Origin of the sequence: Pseudomonas bubulae (assembly GCF_037023725.1) — a bacterium.
In the GTDB taxonomy this organism is placed as follows: domain Bacteria; phylum Pseudomonadota; class Gammaproteobacteria; order Pseudomonadales; family Pseudomonadaceae; genus Aquipseudomonas; species Aquipseudomonas bubulae.
In genome coordinates this window covers 2,979,155-2,991,629 of record NZ_CP146077.1, presented here as the reverse complement: position 1 = coordinate 2,991,629, position 12,475 = coordinate 2,979,155, and the positions used below count along the sequence as shown (strand labels likewise).

Here is a 12,475-nt window from a genome sequence, read left to right as displayed (position 1 = left end):
CCTGCCCCAAGCTTTTGAACCTGAGCACGGAGAACAAAAATGGCTCTTACCCGAGAACAAATGGCACAGCGCGTCGCCCGTGAAATGCAGGACGGTTTCTACGTCAACCTGGGTATCGGTATTCCGACCCTGGTTGCCAACTACATCCCCGAAGGCATGGAAGTCATGCTGCAATCGGAAAACGGCCTGCTCGGCATGGGTGCCTTCCCCCGCGTCGGTGAAGCCGACGCCGACATGATCAACGCCGGCAAGCAGACTGTGACTGCGCGCACCGGGGCGTCGATTTTTTCCTCGGCAGAATCCTTCGCAATGATCCGGGGTGGCCATATTGATCTGACCGTGCTCGGCGCATTTGAAGTCGATGTACAGGGCAATATCGCCTCCTGGATGATCCCCGGAAAACTGGTCAAGGGCATGGGTGGAGCGATGGACCTGGTGGCCGGTGCCGAGAACATCATCGTCACCATGACCCATGCGTCCAAGGACGGCGAGTCCAAACTGCTGGCGCGTTGCAGCCTGCCACTGACCGGCGCCGGATGCATCAAGCGCGTGCTGACCGACCTGGCCTATCTGGAAATCGACAACGGCGCCTTCATCCTCAAAGAACGTGCCCCGGGTGTCAGTGTTGAAGAAATCGTCAGCAAAACCGCCGGCAAACTGATCGTCCCCGAGCATGTGCCCGAGATGCAGTTTTAACCGAAATTCCTGTAGTTACTCTGTTACCGGTCAAGGGCTCTTTGTAACAGCTGACTCGCGGAGCGAGGCTGCGACTACAGAAACACTGCAACTGTGGGAGCGAGCCTGCTCGCGAAGGTCGTTCGCGAGCAGGCTCGCTCCGACAATAGGGCTTGACCTGCAACAGAGTATCTCCAGAGACTGCCAGCTCACGTTTTTTCAGGATTTTTCGCACAGGTTGTCAATTGTTGTGTGATGGTTGTGATCTGCTTGATCTTGTTTTTTTAACTGATACGTTGAGTACATATCCGCCATTTGTGTCTAACTGGAATATTGGTTTCGCCCTTACGGCGAGTCCCTTTTTGAAGGACCAAAAAGGAACCAAAAAGTCCTCGCCCCATCGTACGGCCTTCGCTACGCTCAGGTTCCCTCGCTCCGGTCCTGCTCCGTGGGCACGCCGCCACGGGCCATCCATGGCCCATCGCGGCTCTCCCGGCATCCATGCCGGTCGACCCACTCCACAGAACCTCCTCTCGGCCTCCCGGGAGGGCTGGCAGATCAAAAGCACTGCGCCACGAGGCGGCCGACCGGCCGGCCTGTTCGGTTCGTGCGTAGTTCCTCGGCAGCGACTACAGAAACACTCGCTCCCAAATAGGACTTTACCTGCAACAGAGTATCTACAGGTGCAAGCGTAATCCGAGTGTGAACTCTGAAGCCGCAGCGGCTGCAGGACTCAAGACTTCACACCTCGATTTTTTTACCCGGATTTGCCCGGGCCCAATCACCCGACCATCCGCAGCCACCGGTTGCATCAAGGCCAGCGGCTGTTCGGTGGCGGTGTCCACCAACTGCGAGGGCTGTGACAGTGCGTCAAACACCAGCCATGGCCCAGCCCGCGTAGTCGCCTGCATCAAGGGCATGGTTTGTCATGGCCGCTCACATATTTGTCCTGCTGCGATGAAGGCCGGTGGTTAGTCTTTTTCGAGACCACCACCCAAGCCGCAACCACTCATCGGAGCAAATCATGCTGGCATACAACAAGGCTTGCAAATCGTCTCCAAATGGAGACAATCATTGATGAATCACGAGATACGGCAAACCATAATTTTTGCTGATTGGCTGCTGAATTTAAGAGACATGCGTGCACGGATCGCCATCGCCCGAAGAATTGACCGGGTATCAACCGGCAACTTGGGTGATTTCAAATCCGTGGGCAATGGCGTATCTGAGCTGCGCATTGATATCGGCGCAGGCTATCGGGTGTATTTCACCCTGCGCGAGGTCTCGATCGTGATTTTGCTGGCCGGGGGTGACAAGTCCACACAGCCTGGCGATATCCGCCAGGCGCATAAAATGGCAAAGGAGATTTAACATGACCACTACGCTACTGCCCTTCGACATGGCACAGCTGCTGAACAGCGATGAGGCCATCAGCGAATACCTGACTCAAGTGCTTGCCGACGGTGACACTGACGAACTGATCCGTGCCGTTGGCTACGTTGCAAAAGCTCGTGGCATGGGGCAAATAGCCAATGCCACCGGGCTTGGTCGTGCCAGTTTGTACAAGGCTTTCGCTGCGGGTGCCAAGCCTCGTTTTGAAACCGTAATTAAAGTCATGCACTCCCTGGGTATTGATTTGCAGGCTACAACCCAGGGCAACAGGCCTTGAATTAATGCGGCGCCTGCTCTTCCCTGACATCCGGAATGGTCAAAATCCGCTTCAACAGCTCTGCCGTCTCAACCCGGCTGGTTCTTTTGAACTCCACCGTGATGCTCTCGGTCCCCATGTCCGGCCCCTGCTCAACCACCACCTGCTTGAGTCGCGCAGCATCCTCACCGAGAAACTCCTCAAGGCTCTGGCGATTCACCACCCCAAGAGGGGCCACCAGCTTGATCACATGGACCTTTATATAATCGCGATAGCGGTGCTCGATAGGCCCGATGGCAATCAAAATGGCCAGAATCAACACGGTCGCAGCTACGCCCAGCACATACATGCCGCCGCCAATGGACATACCGATAGCCGCCACTGCCCACAGGCTAGCCGCCGTGTTCAACCCCTTGATTACTTCGCCGCGCATCATGATCGACCCGGCCCCGAGAAAGCCGATGCCGGTGACAATTTGCGCAGCAATCCGCGAAGGATCCAGTTGCGTGCCCGGCTGGGTTAGCGCCTGTTGGAAACCAAAGGCCGACACGGTCATAAACAAGCATGCCCCGGTCGCCACCAACATGTGCGTCCGCAAACCTGCTGTCCAGAATTGATGCTCGCGCTGCAAGCCAATCAAGCTGCCGAGCACCGCTGCCAGCAGCAAACGGCCAATCATTTCCCATTCTGAAATCATCCCAACCCCTCTAACCAGAGCATCTGCCTGCGCAGTAAGTGCCCACAGCATAGTCAAGGATCGGCACTGTGCCGGGCTGAGTTATTTGACCAGGCGCACTTCCTTGGATGGTCGATAGCCGAAATAGGCGCTGTAGCACTTGCTGAAATGACTGGGCGAGACAAACCCGCATGCCACCAAAACATCGACTTGAGACAGCTCGGTGTGCTGCAGCAAACGCCGCGCTTCAGTGATGCGCAGTTCCAGGTAATAGCGCTGCGGCGTGGTACCCAGTTGCTCCTTGAACAGGCGCTCGAGCTGACGTCGGGACCGGCCGACATAAACCGCAAGCTGTTCAAGCTCCAGAGGGTCCTCGAGATTGGCGTCCATCAGCTTGACCACTTCGCGCAAGGGCGCACTGACGCAGATATTTTCCGCCGGCTTGATCCTTCGGTAGCGTGACTCCTCGAACGCCAGAATATCCTCGATGCCTTCCACCAGTGCCTTGTCATGCAGGCTCTTGATCCAGCCCAGAGCCATCTGGAAGGCTCCGGCAGGACTGGAGGCGGTCATCCGGTCACGATCGATAACATAGGGTTCACTGGTGACTTGCGCTGCCTTGGCCACTTCGGTCAGTGCCGGGCGATGCTCTGGGTGGATTGCGCAACGATAACCGTCCAGCACCCCGGCACTGGCGAGAAACCAGGCGCCGTTCCATAACCCGCCCAGCGTGATACCCGCACGCGCAGCCGTCCTGAGCAGGCTGCTCAACTCATCGTTGAGCTTCAACTCGGTCCGGTAACCCCCGCAGATCACCAACAGGTCCAGTTCATGGATCATCGCCGGATCAATACACGCATCGGGGCGGATAACCAGTCCCAGATCGCTGACCACCTCACCGTCGCTCAAGCCATAGGTGCGCGAAGAAAACAAACCGGCACGCAGCAGGTTGGCAGTAATGATGGTGTCCAGCGCCTGGGTGAAGGCCGGCAGCGAGAAATGCTCCAGCAACACAAAACCGGTACGCACCATGGGCCCTGGCTCTATGGCACTGTCTTTGAGGTAGCGAAGGTTCTTGCCCTTCATGCCGGTGCTGAATTGACGTCGTTCGGTCAAGATTCGATCCGTTTCTTGTGTATTTATAAGGCGCAATGCTAACCGTAGGCAGGTGAAAAAGCTCCTGCCTCAGCTCTCCTGCTTCCCCTCCCTGATAGGCCGATACTCCCAGACCGCCTGGGAGTATCGGCCGATGCGCAACCTGACGCACAAACCCATAGTTGAGATCTGTCGCAATAAATCCCCAGCGGTCAGCTCTGTGTCCGGAATCAGCCAGGAGAGCGTCATGGCTATCATCTTGAACAGCAGTATCACGGTCGATGAAACGAGCGGTTTGCAGAACGCCGCCACCTCCACCGATATCGAAGATATCAACGATAACGACATCACCGTCGCGGCCATCAATGGTACCGATGATACCGGCGACCTGCCCTTCGCATTCGAGTCCCGTCTGTTCACTCTGCTGGGCGCCACACCGGTCAAGAATGCGGCGCTGAGTGGCTATACCGGCGCCGCTGGCAACAGCGGTGCCGACCTGATCACCATCACCGGTACCTACGCGGACCTGGCCTTTACCGATGCCCAGGGCAAGGCGCTGGGCGACCCGACCAACGCCAACAGCGGCTCGGACTGGAGCGGCCTGTATACCCTCGATGGCACCAGAATCTTTCTTTATACGGACACGACCAACAATATCGTGCTGGGCCGTGCTGGCACTGAAGGGGCGACACCCGCACCCGAGGACGACCTGGCAGATCCGGGCGGTACCCTTATTTTTGCTGCCTATCTGGAGGAAACCGCAACCGGGGCCAAGGTCTGGATGGTGCAGCAAGAACCGCTGCTGCACCCGGACACCGCCAACCCCGATGATGTGGTCGACATGACCAACCACCTCTGGGTAACCGCCAGCCAGGATCTGGCTTTTGATTTCGCCGGTTTGCCCTCCGGGCAGAACGGCTTTCTGATGTTCAAGGCAGGTGGCAGTACCACCGGCTTGATCGTTACCGGCATGGACCCGGATCAGGTACCTGCCAATCAGGCTGACACCGTCAATACCAGCCAGGGTGCCGGCCCTACCACCATCGGCACCAACAGCCAGGGGATCAAGGCTGGCGAAGGCATGATCTTCAGTTTTGTGAGCAACCCGGACGCGCGTTACACCGTGCCAGACCTGACCCATGGTGAGGCGACCAACGAAAGCAACATCCTGTTTGGCGGGCTCTTCGCGGCAAGCGGCGCAACCATTGTCATCGCCCAGGCCACCCCCCCGAAAACCTGTGCGGCCACTATCAGCGCCTTCACCACCGGCCTGGAGGTCGGATCGGCTTACTATGACGGCCTGCTTGACGGTAATGGCCATGCGGTAAACGGGGCAGACAATCTTGGCTATATCGCCAGTATCACGGTGATCGGTGCCAATGGTATTGCCATCGCCGGCCTGACCGGGGTCACGGCAAATACCACGCTCGGCAGCATCAGTGTGACCTTCAACACCAGTAATGGCGGCCTTGACCGCACCGCAACGATTGTCGGCTTCGAAGCCAACTTCTCCCTGCAATATACCGTTGAGGGCACCCACAATCGCGTGGTAATTGAAAACAGCGGCACCGGCAACTCCACGTTCGATATCGGCGGTTTCCATCTGCCCAATGTGGTGGCCGTGCCTCAGGAGGTCGGCAGCCAGTTTAACTTTGAAGACGACGGCCCTGCTGCTGCCGGGCTACCAGTAACGGCACTGGTGGATGAAGACAGTCTGATTGGCGGCATCGACGGCGGTGTCGGCGACGCGGGCCTGCTGGTTCCGGCATCGGCCTCAGGCACTGTGGCCACTGTATTCACATCTGGTACTGATGCACCGGCAAGCTACTCCTTGTCCAACGACACTTCCGGCGTGCAAGTAGTTGACAGCGCCGCGACTGCGGTGGCGCTGGCCTCCAAAGGCGAGGCGGTGAAATATGACGTGATCGGCAACACCCTGTGGGGCTATGTCGGTGCCGCTGCTGAATACGTCGCCGCCACTGACCGCGCGGTGTTCAAGCTGGAGCTGATCAATACCTCTGACGGCAGCTATACCTTCACCCTTCTCGATCAACTCGACCACCCGGATACGGTGGGTGGCGACAACAGCGAAAACGAACTGCTGCTGCAGTTGGGTTCGGTGTTCAAGGTCACCGACAAGGACGGTGACTCGGTCACCGCTACGGCGCAGAAACTGGTAATCACCGTGGATGACGACACCCCGATTGCCACCGTCACTCAGCTCACCGGCACGGTGGACGAAGACGGTGTGCTCGAAGGTGCGGCTAACGCTGGTCCCGGTGATGGTATCGCAGGCGGCACAGGTGATGTGGCCGGGGAAATCGTGCTTGCCAGCGGCAATGTCAGTACCCTGTTTGCCTCCGGTGCGGACGAGCCACTGAGCTATTCGCTGACCACCAATGGCCTGTCAGCCCTGGGGCTGAAAAGCGCCGGAGTGACCGTCACCTATGCGGTGGCCTTTGATGCCATCAGCAGCACCTGGCTGCTCACTGCATCAGCCGGAGCAGGCAATACGGTGTTCACTTTCAGTCTGCACACAAGCACTGGCGCCTATGCCTTTACCCTGGTGGATCAACTCGATCATGCCGCCGGCCTGAACGAGAACGATCTGACCATCGCCCTTGGCACCGCCATCAACGCTACCGACTTTGATGGCGACACGGTAACGGCAGCCGCCAACGGCCTGGTGATCACGGTGAACGATGATACCCCTGTCGCCACAGTCAATCAGCTCACCGGCAGCGTGGACGAGGACGGTGTGGTGGAAGGCACGGCTAACGCCGGCCCCGGCGATGGTATCGCCGGTGGTACCGGGGATGTGGCCGGAGAAATCGTATTGGCCAGCGGCAACGTCAGCACCCTGTTCCAGTCCGGCGCGGACGAAGCGCTGAGCTACTCGCTGACCACCAATGGCATGGCGGCCCTGGGTCTGCAAAGCGGCGGTGTGGCCGTCAGCTATGCGGTCGCCTTTGACGCAGGCAGCAACACTTGGCAGCTCACGGCCTCGGCCGGAGCAGGCAATACGGTGTTCACCTTCAACCTGCACGCCGCAACCGGCGCCTATGCCTTTACCCTGGTGGATCAACTCGATCATGCCGCCGGCCTGAACGAAAACGATCTGAGCATTGCCCTCGGCACTGCCGTCAATGCCACTGATTTTGACGGCGACAGCGTGACCGCAGCGGCCAATGGCCTGGTGATTACGGTGAACGACGATTCACCGATCGCTTCCATCAATCAGCTCACCGGTACGGTGGACGAAGACGGTGTGGTGGAAGGCACGGCTAACGCCGGCCCCGGCGATGGCATCGCCGGTGGTAGCGGGGATGTGGCCGGGGAAACCGTATTGGCCAGCGGCAATGTCAGTACCCTGTTCCAGTCGGGTGCAGACGAAGCCCTGAGCTATTCGCTGACCACCACCGGCATGGCAGCACTGGGCCTGATGAGCGGCGGCGTGGCCGTCACTTACGCGGTCGCCTTTGACCCAGGCAGCAACACCTGGCTGCTGACGGCCTCGGCCGGAGCTGGCAATACGGTGTTCACCTTCAGCCTACACGCTGCAACCGGCGCTTATGCCTTTACTCTGGTGGATCAACTCGACCATGCCGCCGGCCTGAACGAGAATGATCTGACCATCGCCCTCGGCACGACCCTCAACGCCACCGACTTTGACGGCGACAGTGTGACGGCAGCGGCCGATGGCCTGGTGATCACGGTGGATGACGACACGCCACTCGCATCGATCAATCTGCTCACCGGCACGGTGGACGAAGACGGTGTACTTGAAGGCGCGGCCGACTCTGGCCCCGGTGATGGTATCCCGGGCGGTACCGGGGACGTGGCCGGGGAAATCGTATTGGCCAGCGGCAATGTCAGCGCCCTGTTCCAGTCCGGCGCAGACGAGCCGCTGAGTTACTCCCTGACCACCAATGGCCTGTCAGCCCTGGGCCTGAAAAGCGGCGGGGTCACGGTGACCTATGCCACTGCCTATGACGCGGGCAGTAACACCTGGTTGCTGACCGCTTCTGCCGGGGCCGGCAATTCGGTGTTCACCTTCAGCGTGCAAGCGGCGACAGGGGCCTATGCCTTTATGCTGCTCGATCAACTCGACCATGCCGCCGGCCTGAACGAGAACGATCTGAACATCGCTCTGGGCACTGCAATCAACGCCACGGACTATGACGGCGACAGCATCACGGCCGCCGCCAACGGCCTGCTGATTACCGTGGATGACGACTCGCCCGTGGTCACCGCCAAGTCCAATGTGGTCTATGCCAACGCCAGCAACCCGACTCCAGGCGGCACTGGCGTATTTGCCTATGACATCGGCGCGGATGAGCGCCTGGGAACGGTCTACAGCTCTGCAAACAGCGACCTGTCCGTGAGCATGGGAGACAGCACGGTGGGCACCACCGCCATCAGCAACAAAGTGGTGACATGGGCCTCGGAGTCAGACACCAGTGCGGTGTTTAACCTCTCCTTCACCTATGTTTCCAACAACCCGACGCTGGGCGCGCTGACCAACGCAACCGGTACCATGACCTTTGACAAGGTGGCAGATACCTACACCTTGAGCCTGACGGACGATATCGACAGCTTCAGCATCCTGAAAACCTCCGCAGCACAAGGCTTCACCGGCTACAACATTGGCGGCACAACGCCAATCAACCAGCAACCGCCGGTGTCGGTGGCCAAGCTGGCCGACGACTTCTTTGTGCAGTTCAGCGGTTTCGCTGAACAGGGTTCAGGCACCGGTGCCAATAACATCATGGCCGGTGGCAACAGCGCCTTCGTCCCCGGTGAGCTGTTCTCTGCCGCCACCTCATGGGTCAGTGTTTCCGGGACCGCCGCCGGCGTGGCCGGTGACACCATCCAGCAAGGCGAGGTAATGGACCTGGACTTCTTCACCGCCAGCCCGTTCGGTGATACAGCCGCAGCGCCCACAGCCACCAGCAAAGGGATCTACGTCAAGTTCGACGGCATCGGCAGCGAGGACCTGGTACTGGTGCTCAAGCTTATCGATCCTGACGACAACAGCCAAATCACCCGGGCGATCATTGTCGACAGCGAAGACATCATCATAAAAAACGCCTCGACTTCACCCAATAACTTCCATCCGATTGCCAACCCCGCAGCCTACGGGATCACCCTGGATCAGAACGACGGTGCGGTGATTATCGAGAGCAACGACTACAACTTCGGCGGCGAGAACTACCTGATCCAGGGCCTGCAGGTGCTGGATTCCACCGAGGGTGTCAGCGGTAGCGGCTACAACCTCAATGGCAATGTGGGCGTCAGCGGGGTCAGTACCGGCAGCACATTGACCTTCAGCAACGAGTCCGGCGAGGGCAGTAAAAGCAACCCTGTAGAAGCCGGTGAAGCGGGAACCTGGGATGGCGATGTGATCAAGATCACTGACCTGGGTTTTGTCACCTCGACCACCCCGGATGCCCATCTGGCCTTCAACGTCGTGGTGACGGATGCGGATGCCGATTCAACCGCAGCCCAGACCCTGAATGTGACCATCGAAGGGGACAAAACCTTCACCGGTGGTGTGGGGGCCGACACCTTCAACTTCAGCGGCCTGGATACCGATAGCTCACTGACTGCGGCAACGACAGTGATCTCCTCCGGCTTCACTTCCGGGGTGGACACGCTGAACTTCCCGACCGCAGGCACAGGGGCGAACTATATGGAAGTGGCGGCCCCCGCGGCCAACGTGGCAGCCTTTATTACCGCCGCCGATACGGCGCTCAATGGCACCACCAACTACTACTTTGGCGTCGTTGGAGGCGACGGCTATCTGGCATACGACGGTGACGGCACGGGGATCACCGGCATTATCAAGTTGGTGGGTGTGACGGATATCGCCCCGACTGACATTGTGTAAATGTCGCAGCAGGTAAAAAGGCCTGGCTCCCACAAGGAGCCAGGCCTTTTTTGTCGGGCCTTTATTTGCTGTCAAACAACCCGTGCTTGATTGCGTACATCAGCAAGTCCGTACGGTTGATCAGGTCAAGCTTCTGGTAAATGTTGCTCAGATGGTTATGCACGGTGTGCTCGCTGATGCCCAGGCTTCCGGCGATGCTCATGTACTTGGCCGAGGGCTCACCCACGATGGCGCGAATCAGCTCTCTTTCGCGCAAGGTCAGACGCGATTGTTTCTCCAGTTCCAGATTGTGTTTCAAGGCCGTATGCCCGCTCGCAGCATAGTCACACAGGCCGCCGGTCCAGGCCCTGTTGAGCCCGGTGTCTCGATGGTGGACCTTGATGATGGCAAGGATGATCGACTCGGTCGGGTCTTCCGCCAGTACGATGCCACGAGCACCCGCTTCCATTGCCTGGGTTGCGGGTATGACCTCGTACAGCCCTTTGAGCACCAGCACTTTAATCCCGGTACTGCGGGTGAGTTGGGTGATGACCGCCAGCGGGTTCAGCGCGTCCGGAAAGAAGCTAAAAAATATGACATGGGGTCGTAACTGATCGGCAAGGTCAAGCGCATGGGTATAGGTGGTGGCCTGGCCACTCACTTCCATTTGAGGCTTCCTGGCATTGATCAAGTCGTGAAGACCTCTGAGAACAAGCGGGCGACAGTCGATCAGCATCACACGTATGGGTTTTCTGAGGGGGGGCATTACCTTCCTGACTCCCTTGAACCATCAATCACCTCTACCCGCTGCCCGTTCGAGTAGAAGCAAAAACAATCAGGAGTACTTATCAATAGCTTGCGCCTGTTGATGTTCTTCCTCGGGCTGTCAGCTAAGTCTAGGACAGACCTGCGTGCTGCCCCGCCTGCCAGAACGGCAATCGGGCAATGAGTTTTTTTATCAGACACCTCGTGTTTATTCCCGCATGCGGCCAGCAGACCACGCAAATCAAGGCCTTAGGCGTGCTGCCGGGGGGACGTGGCATGTATGACAGGCATCATGCGTGTCAAAAAAACAGACAGATGGTGTAACGCCAGGTTAACAGATAAGCACAAGGTCAATTAAATGGCGTTATCGCGGATCCGCAATGTCCGCCGCCGGACTGCCAGGATTCAGCCACAGATTCACGCTTGCGACACTTTCACCAGGTGGCTTGCCCGCCCAGCGATTGAGCGTAATGACATTGGTGACGAAGTCGTACTGGGTCTTGAGCAAATCCCGATGAGCCCGGTATTCGTTACGCACACTGGTCAGCACATCGACGGCATTCACCATCCCGTAACCGAACGCTTTTTCTGCGGCGGCTCTGGACAGCTGTGCCGAAGCCAGGGCATGGCGACTGGCGCTGATCTTCTCTGCGCTGGTATCGGCCGTCAGGTAGGCGCTGGTGATTTCCTTGACCACCCGCCGCTGTACCGACTCCAGCTGTTGCTCGGCCGCGATCTGATCCTGATACAGCCCGCGCACCCGTGCCGAGGTCGAGCCGCCGCTGTATATCGGTACCTGCAGGCCGATCCCGGCCACATAACTGTCGGTGCGCGGCACCAGGGCATTGTTATAGCCTTCGTTGGACTGCTGCGCGCTGAGGGTCAGGCTCAGAGTCGGATAGTGCCCGCCCTTGCCGCTACGCAAGGCCGCGCCAGCCACCTCTACCCCGCTTTCATTGGCTTTGAGTGCCGGGTTTTGCGCAACCCCTTCGCGCACCCAGCTTTCCAGGCTCTGCGTCGAAACCCGTAACTGCAGATCGTCGCGCACGCGACTGAGCTTCTCCTTGACCGGCCGTCCGACGATCTCGGCCAGCGCTGCGCGACTGACGCTGACCTGGTTACGGGCATCCAGGACCTGCGCCGCCAGGCCGTCGACACGGGCCTTGAGGTCCAGCTGATCGGTAATCAAGGCCAGCTGTTTGGCGTACAGCGCGTTGACCCGGTCCAGGCTTTTTTGCGTGGTACGCAGCTCGGCCTGAATCAGTTCGAGTTCATCTTCGGCGGCCAATACCGTGAAGTACCGCCGGGCCAGCTCCACCGTGGCCTCGGACTGGGCCTCCAGGGCTTCGGAATCGGACTGTTTGGCCATGCTTTTGAACTTCTGGTAATTCTCCCAGGTGGACTTGTTGTACAGATACTGACGCAATACCAGACTGTAGACTTCACTGTCGAAACTCTGCTGCACCAGCTCGTTTTCCTGGTGAATCCGGTTGACCCCGGCGTTGAGCGATACCTGCGGCAACAGGGTGCCCATGGCTTCACGCTGGTACTCCTGCCCTGCTTGCGCCCGCGCACGGGAGGCCAATATTCGCGGGTCCTGCAAACGGGCCTCGCGATACAACTGCATCAGGTCAGTGGTGAATGTCGATGCGCTGACCCCTTGCGCCGCCGGCACTGCGCCTTGCGCAAGGGCAACCCCCGCGGCAAGCCCGAACAAACCACCCAGCACGCGTGCAGTCACTTGCAT

At 58.9% G+C, this 12,475-nt stretch carries 9 protein-coding genes; 4 read left to right on the top strand and 5 right to left on the bottom strand.

Annotated features, from left to right (window positions below; genetic code table 11):
• The first annotated feature begins 39 nt into the window (after window positions 1–39).
• Entirely contained in the window at window positions 40–696 is a 657-nt protein-coding gene (locus V6L81_RS13810) for a CoA transferase subunit B (protein WP_095000431.1), read from the top strand.
• Between the two features lie 656 nt (window positions 697–1,352).
• Here the strand turns inward: V6L81_RS13810 and V6L81_RS13805 are convergent.
• Window positions 1,353–1,595, bottom strand: coding sequence for a hypothetical protein (locus V6L81_RS13805; protein ID WP_307988251.1), 243 nt, complete (start codon window positions 1,593–1,595; stop codon window positions 1,353–1,355).
• A 157-nt stretch (window positions 1,596–1,752) separates the two neighbouring features.
• Between V6L81_RS13805 and V6L81_RS13800 the strand changes: the two genes are divergently transcribed.
• Together V6L81_RS13800 and V6L81_RS13795 are read left to right on the top strand one after the other, a co-directional pair.
• A complete protein-coding gene (locus V6L81_RS13800) occupies window positions 1,753–2,046 on the top strand; it encodes a type II toxin-antitoxin system RelE/ParE family toxin (RefSeq protein WP_095000432.1) in 294 nt (97 codons plus the stop codon).
• Between the two features lies 1 nt (window position 2,047).
• Complete coding sequence (locus tag V6L81_RS13795) at window positions 2,048–2,344, top strand: addiction module antidote protein (protein WP_095000433.1); 297 nt, start codon at window positions 2,048–2,050, stop codon at window positions 2,342–2,344.
• Between the two features lies 1 nt (window position 2,345).
• Here V6L81_RS13795 and V6L81_RS13790 read toward each other — a convergent pair whose 3' ends face one another.
• Window positions 2,346–3,020 (bottom strand): MgtC/SapB family protein, encoded by a 675-nt coding sequence (locus V6L81_RS13790; RefSeq protein ID WP_095000434.1) that lies wholly within the window; start codon window positions 3,018–3,020, stop codon window positions 2,346–2,348.
• Window positions 3,021–3,101: 81 nt separating this feature from the next.
• Window positions 3,102–4,115, bottom strand: coding sequence for a GlxA family transcriptional regulator (locus V6L81_RS13785; RefSeq protein WP_169917002.1), 1,014 nt, complete (start codon window positions 4,113–4,115; stop codon window positions 3,102–3,104).
• A gap of 226 nt (window positions 4,116–4,341) precedes the next feature.
• Here V6L81_RS13785 and V6L81_RS13780 point away from each other — a divergent pair, with 226 nt between their 5' ends.
• Entirely contained in the window at window positions 4,342–9,984 is a 5,643-nt protein-coding gene (locus tag V6L81_RS13780) for a DUF5801 repeats-in-toxin domain-containing protein (protein WP_338660042.1), read from the top strand.
• Window positions 9,985–10,045: 61 nt separating this feature from the next.
• On the opposite strand, the gene V6L81_RS13775 is transcribed toward V6L81_RS13780, so the two are convergent.
• Together V6L81_RS13775 and V6L81_RS13770 are read right to left on the bottom strand one after the other, a co-directional pair.
• Entirely contained in the window at window positions 10,046–10,729 is a 684-nt protein-coding gene (locus V6L81_RS13775; protein WP_095000436.1) for a response regulator transcription factor, read from the bottom strand.
• A gap of 363 nt (window positions 10,730–11,092) precedes the next feature.
• Window positions 11,093–12,475, bottom strand: coding sequence for a TolC family outer membrane protein (locus V6L81_RS13770; RefSeq protein ID WP_095018051.1), 1,383 nt, complete (start codon window positions 12,473–12,475; stop codon window positions 11,093–11,095).